Raw genomic sequence first — 15,991 nt, forward strand, 5'->3', positions numbered from 1 at the left:
CGCCGCACCGCCGGTTCCCGGCGGCGGCGAGGTGCCGCCCGCCGGCGCGGGCCGCCCTGGCAGCGGCGCGCTGACCTTCAAGCCGATCCCGCCGAACAAGCTCGACACCCTCGTGGTCCCCAACGGGTACGACCACTCCGTCGTGATCCGCTGGGGTGACGAGGTCGTGCCCGGCGCGCCCGCGTTCAGCCTGGGCCGACAGACCGCCGCCGCCCAGTCCAAGCAGTTCGGCTACAACAACGACTTCGTCGGCGTGCTGCCGATCGACAGGCGGCGCGCGCTGCTCGTGGTCAACCACGAGTACACGAACGAGGACCTGATGTTCCCCGGCTTCACCGGCCAGGACGCGCTCACGGTGGAGCAGGTGCGGGTGGCGATGGCCGCGCACGGCATGTCAGTGGTCGAGCTGGAGCGGGTGGAGAACACCGGGCAGTGGCGGCCGGTACGGCGTGGCCGGCGCGAGTACAACCGCCGGGTCACCGCGCTGGCCACGAAGTTCGAGCTGACCGGCCCGGCCGCCGGCTCGGCGTGGCTGCGTACCGCCGCCGACCCGAAGGGCCGGACGGTGATCGGCACGCTCAACAACTGCGCCGGTGGCGTCACCCCGTGGGGCACCGTGCTCTCCGGCGAGGAGAACTTCAACCAGTACTTCGTCGGCGGCGACGGCGCGCCCGAGGAGCAGAAGCCGAAGCTGGCCCGGTACGGCATCCCGACCGACGTGCGCCACCCGAGCGGCAGCCGCAAGTGGGAGCGGGCGGACGAGCGCTTCGACCTGGCCAAGCACCCCAACGAGGCGAACCGGTTCGGCTGGGTCGTCGAGATCGACCCGTTCGACCCGCAGGCCAAGCCGCGCAAGCACACCGCGCTGGGCCGGTTCAAGCACGAGGGCGCGAACGTCATCGTGGCGCGCAACGGCCGGGTGGTCGCGTACATGGGCGACGACGAGCGCTTCGACTACCTCTACAAGTTCGTCTCGGACAAGAAGTTCATGCCGGGGCAGTCCTCGGTGGCGCGGCGGCACAACCTGACGCTGCTGGAGTCGGGCACGCTCTACGTGGCGAAGATCGAGGGCGACAGCCCGGCCGCCGAGATCGACGGTTCCGGCACGCTCCCGGCCGACGGCGGGTTCGGCGGCCGGGGCCACTGGATCAAGCTGGTCAGCGGCAACCGCTCGTACGTCGACGGCATGACCGCCGCCGACGTGCTCACCTTCACCCGGCTGGCCGGGGACAAGGTCGGCGCCACCAAGATGGACCGCCCCGAGGACGTCGAGCCGAGCCTGCTCACCGGCAAGGTCTACGTGGCACTGACAAACAACAGCGACCGCGGCAAGGCCGGCAAGGCGCCCGCCGACGAGGCGAACCCGCGCAACAGCAACAGGCACGGGCAGATCCTGGAGCTGGTCGAGGACCGCGGCGACAACACCGCCGAGACCTTCGCCTGGTCGCTGCCGATCGTCTGCGGCGACCCGGCGGACGCCTCGACCTACTTCGCCGGGTACGACAAGACGAAGGTCTCCCCGATCTCCTGCCCGGACAACGTCGCCTTCGATGCCACCGGCAACCTGTGGATCTCGACCGACGGCAACGCGCTGGGCAGCAACGACGGCCTGTTCGCCACCGCCGTCGAGGGGCCGGAGCGGGGTCACCTGAAGCAGTTCCTCACCGTTCCGCTCGGCGCGGAGACCTGCGGCCCGTTCATCACCGGCGACAACCGCTCGGTCTTCGTGGCCGTGCAGCACCCCGGCGAGGTGTCCGGCGCGTCGGTGGAGAACCCGGCCTCCACCTGGCCGGACGGCGACTTCGCCAAGCCCGGCGTGGTGGTCACCTGGCGCCTCGACGGCGGCCCGGTCGGTAGCTGACCCACCCCCTGGGCGGTCCGGCGCTGGACCGCCCCGCGAGGGGCCGCCGACCCACCAGGTCGGCGGCCCCTCGTCGGTTGTGGGAGACGATCCGCAGGCGATCGGCCCGCGCGGCGAGTCAGTTCTCGGAGGCGATCCCGTCGGCGATGGCGCGCGCGGCGGTGAGCAGTTTGGCGCGGACCACCCGGGCCGAGGTCATCATCTCGCCGGCCGGCAGCGCGCACGCCAGCACCACCCGGCGCTCGATGTCCTTGTCCGGGCTGACCAGCACCGCGGCGCACGCCACGCCCTGCCGGAACTGCCCCAGCTCCAGCTGCATGCCGCGCCGGTCACCGGCGGCCAGGTCCGCCTCGAACGCCTCGACGGTGGTGAGGGTGGCCGTGGTGAACGGGCGCATGCCGTACTCGCGCAGGTAGCGGAAGCGCTGTTCGGTGGTGAGCGTGGCAAGGAGGCTCTTGCCCAGCGCGGTGGCGTGTGCGCCCTCGTCGAAGCCCGGCACCAGGTCTTCCATGTAGGGCGAGCGCGGCCCCTCGGCGGACGCGGTCACCGCCACCTGCCCGCCGACGAAACGGCCGAGGTAGTGGCTCCAGCCGGTGTCCGACGCCGCGCGGCGCAGCGCCTCACCGACCGCCGGCGGCCCCCGGAACGCGGTGACCAGCTCGCGGTAGCGGTCGGCCACCTCCAGCCCCACGATGTACGTCCCGTCCTCGCGCCGGATCACGTAGCCCTCGTACGCGAGCGTGCGCACCAGGTGGTACGTGGTGGCGACGGTCAGCTCGCAGCGCCGGGCGATCTGCTTCACGGTGAGCCCTCTCGGCGCACGGCCGACCGACTCGAGCACTCGAAGCGCGCGAGACACGCTACGGATCAGGTCCGAAGGTTCCGCCAAGGGGTCGCGCACAACCACCTCCGCCGCCGGGGACTTACACCATATGAAAAACCGGCCGAGTGCGAAATGCCTGTTCGGATGGAGGATGCCAGAAGACCAGACACAGACAGTGTGTCGACGGACACGATGAGCAGCCAAAACGTCCGGCGTAAGGTGTGCTCGCGATGACTGAAACAGTTTCGCGAGCCGCCCCTCCGGCGTCCCGGCACGCCGTCACGGTCGGCGCCGGCGCCACCCTCACCACGATCGTGTGCGTCCTGCCCGTCTTCCTGGTCGGTGGTCTCGCCGTCCAGCTCGCTGACGAACTCCGCTTCAGCCCGGCCGGGCTGGGCCTGGCCGTCTCGATCTACTTCGGCGTGAGCGCGCTCGCCTCGGTGCCCTCCGGCGCCCTGGTCGAGCGCTTCGGCTCGGCCCCGGTCGCCCGGGCCGCCATCCTGCTCTCCGCCGCCTCACTGCTGGCGGTGGCCGGGCTGGCCCGGTCGTACCCGGTCCTGGTGGCCCTGCTGGCCCTCAGCGCCGCCGCAAACGCCCTCGGGCAGCTCGCCAGCAACGCCGCGCTGGCCGAGCACGTACCCGCCCACCGGCAGGGCCTCTCGTTCGGCGTGAAGCAGGCCGCCGTACCGGCCGCCACGCTGCTGGCCGGTCTGGCGGTCCCCACTGTCGCGCTCACCGCCGGCTGGCGCTGGGCCTTCGTGGCCGCCGCGGTGGCCGCGCTCGCCGTGCTGCCGGCCGTACCCCGCGCCGGAGGGGATCGGCGGGCCCGCACCGCCTCCGGTCGCCGTCCGGGCGGCACCGGCCCGCTCGTGGTGATCGGGCTGGCCGCGACGCTGGCGGCCGCCGCGGCGAACGCCCTCGGCACGTTCCTGGTCGACTCGGCGGCGGCGCGGGGCCTCTCCCCCGGCCTGGCCGGCCTGACACTGACGCTGGGCAGTGTGGTGTGCGTGCTCGCCCGGGTGGGCGTCGGCTGGCTGGCCGACCGGCGCACCAGCGGGCACGTCGGGCTGATCGCCGGGATGCTGCTGACCGGATCGGTCGGCCTGATCCTGCTCGCGGTGGCCGGCTCGGCGCCGCTGGTAGCGGGCGTGGTGCTCGGCTTCGGTCTCGGCTGGGCCTGGCCGGGGCTGATGAACTTCGCCGTGGTCCGGCTCCACCCGCAGGCCCCGGCCGCCGCCACCTCGATCACCCAGACCGGGGTGTACGCGGGCGGCTGCCTCGGTCCGCTCGGCCTGGGCGCGCTCGCCGGAGCGGCGGGCTACCCGGCGATGTGGCTGACTGCCGCCGCAGCGATGCTCCTGGCCGCCTTCCTGATGCTGCTGGGCGCCCGCCTCCTACGCCCCACTCCCACTCGCGCTCTCCCCTGACTGTCCGCACCAGCCCCGCCCCCATCGCGACGATCATGAGGTTGGCGGTGCGACACGCCGGGGTGGGCGACCGTCAACCTCATGATCGACGGGAGCCCGAGCGGGTGGGTGGGGCGAGGGGGGTCAGCTGGTGCGGTCGGCGATGTAGTCGCAGAGGGACTCCAGCGCGCGACGCGCCGGACCCTCGGGCAGCGGAGCCAGCCGGGCGCGTGCGTCCTCGGCGTAGCTGCGCACCGTCTCCCGGGCACGCTTGAGCGCCGGCGACTCCCGCAGCAGGCCCAGCGCCTCGGCGTGCAGCGCGTCGTCCACCAGCGGGCCGGTGGCCAGGATCTCGCGCAGCCGTACGCTCGCCGCGTCCGCGTCGTCGGAGGCCATCGCGTAGAGCACCGGCAGGGTGGGTACGCCCTCGCGCAGGTCCGTGCCGGGTGTCTTGCCGGACTGGACCGACTCGCTGGCGATGTCCAGCAGGTCGTCGGAGAGCTGGAACGCGACACCGATGATCTCGCCGTACTCGGCCAGGGCCTCGACGTGCTCGGGCGCCGCGCCGCCGAACATGCCGCCGAAGCGGGCCGAGGTGGCGATCAGCGAGCCGGTCTTCTCGGCGATCACGTGCAGGTAGTGCGCGACCGGGTCGGTGTCGCGCGGGCCGACCGTCTCGGCGATCTGGCCGTGCACCAGCCGGGCGAACGTGCGCGCCTGCAGGCGTACCGCCTCGGGGCCCAGGTCGGCGGCGATGTCCGCGGCCCGGGCGAAGAGGTAGTCGCCGACCAGGATGGCGACCGAGTTGGTCCAGCGGGAGTTGGCGCTCGGAGCGCCACGCCGCACGGCGGCCTCGTCCATCACGTCGTCGTGGTAGAGCGTCGCCAGGTGGGTGAGCTCCATCACCACGGCGGCGGGGACGACCTGGTCGGCCTCCGGGTCGCCGAACTGGGCGCCCAGCGCCACCAGCAGCGGACGGAACCGCTTGCCGCCGGCCTCGACCAGGTGCCGGGACGCCTCGGTCACCAGCGGATCGGCGCTCGCCACGCTCGCCCGCAGGCTCGTCTCGACCCGGTCGAGCACGCCCAGCACGGAGGCTTCGACGCGCGGGTCGGCGAGGTGCAGGCCGAGCGCGCCGAACTGACCTGAACGCTCGCCAGCCGGGTTCGCCACGTCCTCAACCATGCCACACCCGTTCGACCTGCTCGTCGACGGGGATACGGGCCGGGGGCCGGTACGCCACGGCGTACCGGCCCCCGGTGGGAACACCTCTGTCATCTGACGAATTCGGCGGCGCCGGTGGTCAGGTCGAGCAGCGGGCCGGGCACCACGCCGAGGACCAGCGTGGCGAGCACGCCGATGACCAGGGCGGCCGAGGTGAGCGCGCCGGGCACGGTCACCGTCGGCGTGGACTCGCCCGGCTCGGACAGCCACATCATCACCACGACCCGCAGGTACGGGAAGGCCAGCACCATGCTGGTCAGCACGCCGGCGATCACCAGCCACGCCTGGTTCGCCTCCAGGGCCGGGCCGAAGACCGCGAACTTGCTGGTGAAGCCGCTGGTCAGCGGGATACCGGCGAAGGCCAGCAGGATGAACGTGAAGATCGCCGCGAAGAACGGTGACCGGCGGCCCAGCCCGGCCCAGCGGGACAGGTGGGTGGCCTCCCCGTCGGCGTCACGCACAAGCGTCACCACCGCGAACGCGGCGAGCACCGAGAAGCCGTACGCGGCCAGGTAGAACATGGTGCCGGAGAGCCCCTCACGGCTGGGCGCCAGCACACCGACGAGCAGGTAACCGGCGTTCGCGATCGACGAGTACGCCAGCAGGCGCTTGATGTCGGTCTGGGTGACCGCCAGCACCGCGCCGACCAGCATGGTCAGCACCGCGATCGCGCCGAGCACCGGGGTGAAGTCCCAGGAGGCCCCGGCGAACGCCACGTGGAAGACGCGCAGCAGCGCACCGAACGCGGCGACCTTGGTGCAGGCCGCCATGAAGCCGGTGACCGGGGTCGGCGCGCCCTGGTAGACGTCCGGCGTCCAGACGTGGAACGGCGCGGCGGCGGCCTTGAACAGCAGGCCGATGGCGAGCAGCGCCATGCCGGCGAACAACAGCACCGGGCTGGACGGGGAGTCGGTGACCGCGGCGTGCACGGTGGCGAAGTCGACGCCGGCCGTACGGCCCGGGATCCCGGAGGTGAAGCCGTAGATCAGGGCGACACCGAACAGGAAGAACGCCGAGGCGTACGCGCCGAGCATGAAGTACTTCAGCGCCGCCTCCTGGCTCAGCAGACGCCGGCGGCGGGCCAGCGCGCAGAGCAGGTAGAGCGGAAGCGAGAAGACCTCCAGCGCGACGAACATGGTCAGCAGGTCGTTCGCCGCCACGAAGATCAGCATCCCGCCGATCGCGAACGACATCAGCGGGTAGACCTCGGTGGCACCGCCGACGCCCTCGGCCTGTCGCCGGTCCTCGGCCGACTCGGCGGTGACCGCGGCGTGCGCCACGAACGCGCCGCCCCGCTCGACAGTGCGCTCGCCGACGAGCAGCAGCGCCATCACCGCGAGCACCAGGATGGCGCCCTGCAGGAACAGCGTCGGGCCGTCGATCGCGATGGCGCCGCCGATGGTGATCAGCCGGTCGTCGGAGTTCAGGATCACCATGACGATCGCGGCGAGCATCGCCACCAGGGCGAGCCCGAGTTGCACCGCGTTGCGCAGGCGGCGCGGCACGAACGCCTCGACCAGGACCCCGAGGAGCGCCGCGCCCAGCATGATCAGGATCGGAGCGAGCGCCGCGTAGTCGATCGACGGCAGCTTGAGCTCGGTCATTTTGCGGCCTCCTGGACGCTGCCGACCTCAGGGGCGGGGTCGGACTTGCCGACGTCCTGCATGGTCGCCTGGACGGCGGGATTGATGACATCGGTGACCGGCTTCGGATAGAAGCCGAGCAGCACGATCAGCGCGATCAGCGGCGCGACGACCACCTTCTCGCGCAGGGTGAGGTCGCGGCGCATGCCCTCGACCTCGGTCAGCGCCGGGTTCAGCGTGCCCTGCGTGGTGCGCTGCACCATCCACAGCACGTACGCCGCCGCCAGGATGATGCCGAGCGTGGCGATCACCGCGACCGGCTTGTTGACGGTGAACGTGCCGATCAGCACCAGGAACTCGGAGACGAACGGTGCGGTGCCGGGTAGCGCCAGCGAGGCCAGACCGGCGAAGAACAGCACGCCGGCGAGCACCGGGACCAGCTTGCCCGCGCCACCGAAGTCGCTGATCAGCGCCGAGCCGCGCCGGGCGATCAGCATGCCGACCACGAGGAACAGCAGGCCGGTGGCCAGGCCGTGGTTGAGCATGTAGAGCACCGCACCGGTGCCGGCCTGGGTGGTGAACGCGAAGATGCCGACGCCGATGAACCCGAAGTGCGCGATCGAGGTGTACGACACCAGCCGCTTCAGGTCGTTCTGGCCGACCGCCAGCAGCGCGGCGTAGATGATGCCGATGACACCGAGCGCCAGCGCCCACGGCGCGAACCAGCGCGACGCCTCCGGGAACAGCGGGAGGCAGTAGCGCAGGATGCCGAACGTGCCGACCTTGTCCAGCACGCCGACCAGCAGCGCGGCGGCGCCGGCCGGGGCCGCGCCACCGGCGTCCGGCAGCCAGGTGTGGAACGGGAAGAACGGCGCCTTGATCGCGAAGGCCACGAAGAAGCCGAGGAACAGCCAGCGGGCCGTGTCGGTGGCGAACTCCGCCTGGCTCAGCGCCTGCCAGTCGAAGGTCTTCCCGCCGACCACCCAGAGGCCGATCACCGCGGCCAGCATGAACAGACCGCCGACCAGCGAGTAGAGGAAGAACTTCACCGCCGCGTACTGCCGCTGGTGGCCGCCGTAGCTGCCGATCAGGAAGTACATCGGCACCAGCATGACCTCGAAGAACACGTAGAACAGGAAGACGTCGGCGGCGGCGAAGACGCCGATCATCGTGCACTCGAGGACGAGCAGCAGCGCGAAGTACGCGGGCACCGAGCGCTTCGACGCCTCGGCGTCGTGCCAGGACGCCAGGATCACCAGCGGCACCAGGATCGCGATCAGCATCAGCATGACCAGCGCGATGCCGTCCACCTCGAAGGTGAAGCTCACGCCCCAGTTCGGGATCCACGGGTACGACTCGCGGAACTGGAACCGGTCACCACCGGCGGAGAAGGCGAACCACATCACCACCGAGAGCACCAGCACCAGCAGCGACCAGCCGAACGCCACCAGCTTGGCCAGGTCCGGGCGGCTGCGGGGCAGCAGTGCCACCACCAGGGCGCCGACCAGCGGCGCCACGGTCAGCACCGAGAGGAACGGGAAGTTGGACATTATTCGGCCTTACCTCCGTCGTGACTGCGTGGCCCGCCGGCGGGGGCGGCCGCGTTGAGGTCGATCACGCCAACCACCCCGCCTGCACCGCCAGGAACGCCGCCACCACGAGCAGCGCGCCGGTCAGGATCGAGGTCGCGTACGACCGCACGAAGCCGGTCTGGAGCCGCCGGAGCCGGCCCGAGCCCCCGCCCACGGCGGCGGCCAGGCCGTTGACCAGCCCGTCCACGCCCCGGTTGTCGAGGAACACCAGCGCCCGGGTGAGGAAGATGCCCGGCTTCTCGAAGACCGCCTCGTTGAAGGCGTCCGTGTAGAGGTTCCGGCGGGCGGCGGTGACCACCACGCCGGCCGGCTGCGGCTCGGTGGCCGTACCGGAGCGGAACAGGAACCAGGCCAGCCCGGCGCCCAGCACGGTGACCAGCAGCGACAGCGCGGTGAGCAGCCAGTGCGCCAGCACCGGCGCATGCTCCCCGCTCTCGGCGGCGAGTCCGTTGGTGGCGGTGAGCCAGTCCGGCACGGAGGTGGCGAGCAGGAAGCCCGCGCCGACCGAGCCGACCGCCAGCAGGATCAGCGGGATGGTCATCAGCTTCGGCGACTCGTGCGGGTGCTCGATGTCCTCGGTCCAGCGCTTCGGCCCGTGGAAGGTGAGCACGAACAGCCGCGTCATGTAGAACGCGGTGAGCCCGGCGCCGAGCAGCGCGGCCATGCCGAACAGCCAGGCCGTCCAGCCCTCCCGCTCGAACGCGGCCACGATGATCGGCTCCTTGGAGAAGTAGCCGGAGAACGGGAACATGCCGATGATGGCGAGCCAGCCCATCATGAACGTCAGCCAGGTGACCTTCATGTACTTGGACAGCCCGCCGAAGCGGCGGATGTCCACCTGGTCGTTCATGCCGTGCATGACAGAGCCGGCGCCGAGGAACATGTTGGCCTTGAAGAAGCCGTGCGCCAGCAGGTGCACGATGGCCAGCGCGTACGCGCCACCGCCGAGACCGACGCCGAGGAACATGTAGCCGATCTGGCTCACCGTCGACCAGGCCAGCACGCGCTTGATGTCGTCCTTGGCCGCGCCGATGATGCAGCCCATCAGCAGCGTGAGCGCACCGACGCTGACCACCACGAGCTGGAGCGTCTCGTTGGCCGAGAAGATCGCGTTGGAGCGGGCGATCAGGTAGACGCCGGCGGTGACCATGGTGGCCGCGTGGATGAGCGCGGACACCGGGGTCGGGCCCTCCATCGCGTCCGGCAACCACGCCTGGAGCGGGAACTGACCGGACTTGCCGGCCGCGCCGAGCAGGAGCAGCAGGCCGAGCACCAGCACGGTGGTCGAGGTCATCGAGCCGACCCCGTTGAACACCTCGTCGTACTGGGTGGTGCCGAGCACGGCGAACATGATGAAGATGCCGATGGCCAGGCCGGCGTCGCCGACCCGGTTCATCAGGAACGCCTTCTTGCCGGCGGTGGCCGCGCTGGGCCGGCCGTACCAGAAGGAGATCAGCAGGTACGACGCCAGGCCGACGCCCTCCCAGCCGAAGTAGAGCATCACGTAGTTGTTGCCGAGCACCAGCAGGAGCATGGCGGCGACGAACAGGTTGAAGTACGCGAAGAACAGCCGCCGGCCCGCGTCGTGCGCCATGTACTCCACGGCGTAGAGGTGGATCAGGAAGCCCACCCCGGTGATCAGCAGGACGAAGACCGCGGCCAGCGGGTCGAAGAGCAGACCGAAGTCGACCTTCAGGTTGCCGACCGCCATGAAGTCCCAGAGGCTCAGCTCGACCTGCTTGTTCTCCAGCCCGCGCAGCTGGAGGAAGTAGGTGAGCCCGAGCACGAACGCGGCACCGATGGCGCCCACGCCCAGCCAGTGGCCCCAGCGGTCGGCCCGCTTGCCGAGCAGCAGCAGGATCGCCGCGCTGACCAGCGGGATCGCCACCAGCAGCCAGACACTGCCCAGCATCCCGTCCGCCGTGGCGAAGGTGACGGCTTCGGCTGGCTCAGACTGGGCGATCGTCAGAATCTGTTCCACCACGAGCCCCTCAGTACTTCAGCAGGTTGGCGTCGTCGACGCTGGCCGAGCGCCGGGTCCGGAAGATCGCCATGATGATCGCGAGCCCGACCACGACCTCGGCCGCCGCGACCACCATCACGAAGAACGCCATGATCTGGCCGTTCAGGTCGCCGTTGATCCGGCTGAACGTGACCAGGGTCAGGTTGGCCGCGTTGAGCATCAGCTCGATGCACATGAACAGCACGATCGCGTTGCGCCGGACCAGCACGCCCACGGCGCCGATGGTGAACAGCACCGCCGCGAGGATGAGGTAGTAGTCCGGGGTCATTTTTCGGTCCCCTTCGGTGCGGTCTCCTCGGCCGTCAGCTCGCGCACCGGCATGATCTCCGGAATGCTGCGGTCGGTCAGCCGGCCGTCGGGCAGACGGGCCGGGGTGGCCACCGAGGAGGACGTGGCGTAGACGCCCGGGCCGGGCTTCGGTCCGGGGTAGTTGCCGGGGCGGAACCGCGCCTTCATGGTGGCGATCTGGTCCATCCGGTCCGCCTTGCGCCGCTCCACGTGCGCCAGCACCATCGCGCCGACGGCGGCGGTGATCAGCAGCGCCGAGGTCAGCTCGAAGGCGAAGACGTACTTGGTGAACAGCAGCCGGGCGATGCCCTGGACGTTGCCCTCGCCGTTCGCCTCGTCGAGACCGACCGGCTGGACGCCGTCGAGCGCGCGGTAGAGGCCGGTGCCCACCAGGCCGGCGAAGCCGAGCCCGAGGACCACGGCGGCGACCCGCTGGCCGCGCAGCGTCTCGATGAGCGAGTCGGACGCGTCCCGGCCGACGAGCATCAGCACGAACAGGAACAGCATCATGATCGCGCCGGTGTAGACGATGATCTGCACCATGCCGATGAACGGCCCGGCCTGGAGCACGTAGAACACGCCCAGGCAGAGCATGGTCAGCACCAGCCAGAGCGCGGAGTGGACCGCGTTGCGGGCCCACACCATGCCGACCGCGCCGAGCAGGGCCAGCGGGGCGAGGATCCAGAAGGTGACCTCCTCACCCCCGGACACCTGGCCGGCGGCGGCGAGCACCGTTGCCGAGGTCATGCCTTGCCTCCCTTGCCCGCCGCGGCGGCGGACCGCTGCTCGGCCTGCTCGGCGCCGGGGAAGGTCACGCCCGGGTGCTCCTCCACCTGGTACCGGCCGGGGCCCATCGGCGAGCGCTCGGCGCCGGCCGAGGTGCCCGGGTTGGTGAGCGCGCCGACGTAGTAGTCCTTCTCGCTGTCGCCCAGCCGCATCGGGTGCGGCGGCTGCTCCATGCCTTCGAGCAGCGGAGCGAGCAGCTGCTCCTTGGTGAAGATCAGGTCCTGCCGGTTGTCGCGGGCCAGCTCGTACTCGTTGCTCATGGTGAGCGAACGGGTCGGGCAGGCCTCGATGCAGAGCCCGCAGAAGATGCACCGGGCGTAGTTGATCTGGTAGGTGCTGGCGTACCGCTCACCCGGGGAGAAGCGCTGCTCCTCGGTGTTGTCGCCACCCTCCACATAGATCGCGTCGGCCGGGCAGGCCCAGGCGCACAGCTCGCAGCCGATGCACTTCTCCAGCCCGTCCGGGTGCCGGTTGAGGATGTGCCGCCCGTGGTAGCGCGGCGCCGAGACCGGCGGCTTGAACGGGTAGTCGGTGGTGACGACCTTCTTGAACATGTGCGAGAAGGTGACACCGAAGCCCTTGAACGTTCCGGTGATCGCGCCCACGTCACACCTCCCTGGAGTCCGGGCCGGCGACCACGTTGGCCGGCTCCCGCTCGGCGAGCACGCGCTTGGTACGCGGGCTCGGCGGAACCTGAAGATCCATCGGCGGCAACGGGAAGCTGCCGTACGGCCGGGTGTCCGCCTGCTCCTGCAGCGACGGCTTCGGCTCCTTCTTCCGCGACGGCCAGAAGAGCGTGGCCAGCAGCAGCACGCCCGCGCCGACGGCGGTGACGAGCAGCCGGTCCCGGGTCTGCCAGTCCTCGATCGAGCGCAGCCCGGCGAGCACCATGATCCAGACCAGGTTCAGCGGCAGCAGCACCTTCCAGCCGAACCGCATGAACTGGTCGTACCGGAGCCGGGGCAGCGTGCCGCGGAGCCAGACGAAGACGAACACCAGCATGATGACCTTGCCGAAGAACCACAGCATCGGCCACCAGCCGTCGTTGGCGCCCGACCAGATGGTGATCGGCCACGGCGCGTGCCAGCCGCCGAGGAACAGCGTCACGGTGAACGCCGACATGGTCACCATCGCGACGTACTCGCTGAGCATGAACAGCGCGAACTTCAGCGAGCTGTACTCGGTCTGGAAGCCGGCCACCAGCTCCGACTCCGCCTCGGGCAGGTCGAACGGCGCCCGGTTGGTCTCACCGACGATGGCGATGAAGAACATGATGAAGCTGGGCAGCAGCAGGATCGCGTACCAGCCGGGCGCGGCGAGGTCGAAGCCGCCGATGCTCAGCCGGGTGCCGTCGCCCTGCGCGGCGACGATCCCGCTCGTCGACATGGTGCCCGCGGTCATGAACACCGCGACCACGCTCAGGCCCATGGTGACCTCGTACGAGACCAGCTGGGCCGCCGAGCGCAGACCGCCGAGCAGCGGGTAGGTGGAGCCGCTGGCCCAGCCGCCGAGCACGATGCCGTACACGGCGAGCGAGGAGAAGGCCAGCACCACCAGCACCGCCACCGACACGTCGGTGACCTGCAGCGGCGTCCGGTGCCCGAAGATGCTCACCATCGGCCCGAACGGGATCACCGACAGTGCGGTGACCGCGCAGACCACGGAGATCACCGGGGCGAAGAAGTAGACGACCTTGTCGGCCTTGCGCGGGAGGATGTCCTCCTTGAAGGCCAGCTTCACGCCGTCGGCGAGCGTCTGGAGCAGACCGAACGGGCCGGCCTGGTTGGGGCCGGGCCGCACCGCCATGCGGCCGACGACCCGGCGCTCGAACCAGACGCCGAGCAGCGTGGCCGCCACGGCGACGACGAACGCGAACAGGATCTTGCCGAGGACCAGCCACCACGGGTCCTTGCCGAAGTCGGCAAGCGTCGGGTCCTGCGCCGCGAGGATGACGGGGTTCACTGCACCCACCTTTCGTTCCCGACTGCGGAGACGCTCACCACGTCGCCGGACGTCGCGCCGAGGCCGCGCCGCACGGTGGAGCCGGGTGAGTTGGTCGGCAGCCAGACGACGCCGTCGGGCATCTCGGTGATCGCCGCCGGCAGCGTGATCGCGCCGCGGTCGGTGCCCACCGTGACCGGGTCACCGTCGGCGACACCGAGCGCCTCGGCGGTGCCCTTGCCGAGCCGGACCACCGGCGGGCGGGCGGTGCCGGCGAGGTGCTCGTCGCCGTCGGTGAGGCTGCCCAGGTCGATCAGCTGGTGCCAGGTGGCGAGCACCGCCTCGCCCGGTCCGGGCTGCCGAACGGCGGCCGGCTCGACCGAGGGCGCCGACGGACGCTCGACCCGGGTGCGCGGCAGCGCGCCCAGCTCGCGCCGGATGCTCGGCACGTCACCGGTGCCCAGCCGCACGTCGAGCTGCGCGGCGAGCGCGTCGAGGATGCGGGCGTCGGTCATCGCGCCGGTGTCCAGCACCTTCTCGAACGTGCGCAGCCGGCCCTCCCAGTCCAGGAAGCTGCCGGCCTTCTCGACCACCGGCGCGACCGGCAGGACCACGTCGGCGCGGCGGGACACCGCGCTCATCCGCAGTTCCAGGCTGACCAGGAACGGCACCGCGTCCAGTGCGGACTCGGCCAGGCGCGGGTCGGCCAGGTCGGCCGGGTCGACGCCGGCCACCACCAGGGCGCCGATCTGGCCGTTCGCGGCGGCGGTGAGGATGCCGTCGGTGTCGCGGCCGGCCTGGCTGGGGATCACCCCGGCCGGGATGTCCCACGCCTCGCCCAGCTCCGCGCGCGCGGCCGGCTCGGTGACGACCCGGCCGCCGGGGAGCAGGTTGGGCAGGCAGCCCGCGTCGACAGCGCCGCGGTCACCCGCGCGCCGCGGCACCCAGACCAGCCGGGCACCGGTACGCCGGGCGACGTCCGCCGCCGCCGACAGGCCGCCCGGCACCTCGGCCAGGCGCTCGCCGACGATGAGGATCGCGCCGGGCTGACCCAGCGCCTCGGCCACCGTGGCGTGCTCGGCCAGCACGCCGGCCTCCTCGCCGGGCACCACCCGGGCCAGCTTGGCCCCGAGCTTCTCCAGGCCGCGCGTGGCGAACGGCGCGAGCGCGTACACGGTGAGCTTCTTCTTCAGGTACGCCTTGCGCAGCCGCAGGAAGAGGATCGGGCACTCCTCCTCCGGCTCCAGGCCGACGAGCACCACGGCGGGCGCGTTCTCCACGTCCGTGTAGGTCACGTCGGTGACCCCGGCGACGCTGCTGGCCAGGAAGTCGGCCTCCTCGCGGGAGACCGGGCGGGCCCGGAAGTCGATGTCGTTCGTGTGCAGCGCGATGCGGGCGAACTTCGCGTACGCGTAGGCGTCCTCGACTGTCAGCCGGCCGCCGGTCAGCACCGCCGTGCCGGTCGCGCCGTCGCGGGCCGCGCGCAGCCCCTCGGCGGCCCGGGTCAGCGCCTCGCTCCAGGACGCCTCGCGCAGCTCACCGGTCTTCTCGTCGCGCACCATCGGGGTGCTGATCCGGTCGAACGCGCGGGTGTACTGGAAGCCCCAGCGACCCTTGTCGCAGTTCCACTCCTCGTTCACCGCCGGGTCGTCGCCGGCCAGCCGGCGCAGCACCTTGCCGCGCCGCCAGTCGGTGCGCTGGGCGCAGCCGGCCGAGCAGTGCTCGCAGACGCTGGGCGTGGAGACCAGGTCGAACGGGCGGGCCCGGAACCGGTACTGCGCGCCGGTCAGCGCGCCCACCGGGCAGATCTGCACGGTGTTGCCGGAGAAGTAGGAGTTGAACGGGACGTCACCGGCGTCGCCGTCCTCGCCGTACTCCTCGTCCCGGTAGATGTTGATCTCCTCGTGCGAGGAGCGTCCCATCAGGTCGATGAACTTGTCCCCGGCGATCTCCTCGGAGAACCGGGTGCACCGCTGGCAGAGCACGCAACGCTCACGGTCGAGCAGCACCTGGGTGCTGATCGGCAGCGGCTTCGGGTACTCCCGCTTGTGCTCGTGGAACCGCGAGTCCGTCCGGCCGGTGGACATCGCCTGGTTCTGCAGCGGGCACTCGCCGCCCTTGTCGCACATCGGGCAGTCCAGGGGGTGGTTGAGGAGCAGCAGCTCCATCACCCCCTCCTGGGCCTTCTTGGCGACCGGGGAGGTGAGCTGCGTCCGCACCACCATGCCGTCGGCGACTGTCTGGGTGCAGGAGGCGACCGGCTTGCGCTGGCCCTCCACCTCCACCAGGCACTGCCGGCAGGCGCCGGCCGGAGCCAGCAGCGGGTGGTCGCAGAAGCGCGGGATCTCGGTGCCGAGCTGCTCGGCGACGCGGATCAGCAGCGCGCCCTTGGGCGCGGTGACCTCGACGCCGTCGATGGTCAGCGTGACGGTCTCGGTCTGCTTGGCTACGTCGGTCATCAGCG

Annotated in this window: 12 protein-coding genes; 2 read left to right on the forward strand and 10 right to left on the reverse strand. The window is 71.3% G+C overall.

All coding sequences use genetic code 11. The annotated features are described in order from the left end of the window. Window positions 1–1,861, forward strand: a 1,861-nt coding sequence (locus OC439_RS28485; protein WP_262016128.1) for a PhoX family protein, incomplete at its 5' end; no start/stop codon positions are given. Window positions 1,862–1,979: 118 nt separating this feature from the next. On the opposite strand, the gene OC439_RS28490 is transcribed toward OC439_RS28485, so the two are convergent. Then, window positions 1,980–2,762 (reverse strand): IclR family transcriptional regulator, encoded by a 783-nt coding sequence (locus tag OC439_RS28490; RefSeq protein ID WP_013283617.1) that lies wholly within the window; start codon window positions 2,760–2,762, stop codon window positions 1,980–1,982. Between the two features lie 152 nt (window positions 2,763–2,914). On the opposite strand from OC439_RS28490, the gene OC439_RS28495 reads away from it, so the two are divergent. Then, a complete protein-coding gene (locus tag OC439_RS28495) occupies window positions 2,915–4,111 on the forward strand; it encodes an MFS transporter (RefSeq protein WP_262016129.1) in 1,197 nt (398 codons plus the stop codon). A gap of 123 nt (window positions 4,112–4,234) precedes the next feature. On the opposite strand, the gene OC439_RS28500 is transcribed toward OC439_RS28495, so the two are convergent. From OC439_RS28500 to OC439_RS28540, 9 genes are all read right to left on the reverse strand, one after another. Continuing rightward, a complete protein-coding gene (locus OC439_RS28500; RefSeq protein WP_262016130.1) occupies window positions 4,235–5,275 on the reverse strand; it encodes a polyprenyl synthetase family protein in 1,041 nt (346 codons plus the stop codon). A gap of 89 nt (window positions 5,276–5,364) precedes the next feature. After that, window positions 5,365–6,918: an NADH-quinone oxidoreductase subunit NuoN gene (gene nuoN, locus OC439_RS28505; RefSeq protein WP_262016131.1), complete on the reverse strand. Its 1,554-nt coding sequence runs from the start codon at window positions 6,916–6,918 to the stop codon at window positions 5,365–5,367. Beyond that, window positions 6,915–8,447: an NADH-quinone oxidoreductase subunit M gene (locus tag OC439_RS28510; RefSeq protein WP_120572072.1), complete on the reverse strand. Its 1,533-nt coding sequence runs from the start codon at window positions 8,445–8,447 to the stop codon at window positions 6,915–6,917. The genes nuoN and OC439_RS28510 overlap by 4 nt, the downstream gene beginning before the upstream one ends. 64 nt (window positions 8,448–8,511) lie before the next feature. Next, window positions 8,512–10,473, reverse strand: a complete 1,962-nt coding sequence (gene nuoL / locus OC439_RS28515; protein WP_410054967.1) for an NADH-quinone oxidoreductase subunit L — start codon at window positions 10,471–10,473, stop codon at window positions 8,512–8,514. A 7-nt stretch (window positions 10,474–10,480) separates the two neighbouring features. After that, window positions 10,481–10,780: an NADH-quinone oxidoreductase subunit NuoK gene (gene nuoK, locus OC439_RS28520; RefSeq protein ID WP_013283611.1), complete on the reverse strand. Its 300-nt coding sequence runs from the start codon at window positions 10,778–10,780 to the stop codon at window positions 10,481–10,483. Next, a complete protein-coding gene (locus OC439_RS28525; RefSeq protein WP_262016132.1) occupies window positions 10,777–11,547 on the reverse strand; it encodes an NADH-quinone oxidoreductase subunit J in 771 nt (256 codons plus the stop codon). Before OC439_RS28525 ends, nuoK begins: the two co-directional genes overlap by 4 nt. Continuing rightward, a complete protein-coding gene (gene nuoI / locus OC439_RS28530; protein WP_013283609.1) occupies window positions 11,544–12,191 on the reverse strand; it encodes an NADH-quinone oxidoreductase subunit NuoI in 648 nt (215 codons plus the stop codon). Before nuoI ends, OC439_RS28525 begins: the two co-directional genes overlap by 4 nt. Window position 12,192: 1 nt before the next feature. Next, window positions 12,193–13,548, reverse strand: a complete 1,356-nt coding sequence (nuoH, locus tag OC439_RS28535; protein WP_262016133.1) for an NADH-quinone oxidoreductase subunit NuoH — start codon at window positions 13,546–13,548, stop codon at window positions 12,193–12,195. Continuing rightward, a complete protein-coding gene (locus OC439_RS28540) occupies window positions 13,545–15,986 on the reverse strand; it encodes an NADH-quinone oxidoreductase subunit G (protein WP_262016134.1) in 2,442 nt (813 codons plus the stop codon). Before OC439_RS28540 ends, nuoH begins: the two co-directional genes overlap by 4 nt. Between the last annotated feature and the right edge of the window lie 5 nt (window positions 15,987–15,991).

Origin of the sequence: Micromonospora sp. Mcm103, assembly GCF_024519755.1 — a bacterium.
GTDB lineage: Bacteria > Actinomycetota > Actinomycetes > Mycobacteriales > Micromonosporaceae > Micromonospora > Micromonospora aurantiaca.

Coding starts and splice junctions, on each gene's coding strand:
- OC439_RS28495 (WP_262016129.1), top strand. CDS start 2,915: ATGACTGAAACAGTTTCGCGAGCCGCCCCTCCGGCGTCCCGGCACGCC.
- OC439_RS28500 (WP_262016130.1), bottom strand. CDS start 5,275: ATGGTTGAGGACGTGGCGAACCCGGCTGGCGAGCGTTCAGGTCAGTTC.
- nuoN (WP_262016131.1), bottom strand. CDS start 6,918: ATGACCGAGCTCAAGCTGCCGTCGATCGACTACGCGGCGCTCGCTCCG.
- OC439_RS28510 (WP_120572072.1), bottom strand. CDS start 8,447: ATGTCCAACTTCCCGTTCCTCTCGGTGCTGACCGTGGCGCCGCTGGTC.
- nuoK (WP_013283611.1), bottom strand. CDS start 10,780: ATGACCCCGGACTACTACCTCATCCTCGCGGCGGTGCTGTTCACCATC.
- OC439_RS28525 (WP_262016132.1), bottom strand. CDS start 11,547: ATGACCTCGGCAACGGTGCTCGCCGCCGCCGGCCAGGTGTCCGGGGGT.
- OC439_RS28540 (WP_262016134.1), bottom strand. CDS start 15,986: ATGACCGACGTAGCCAAGCAGACCGAGACCGTCACGCTGACCATCGAC.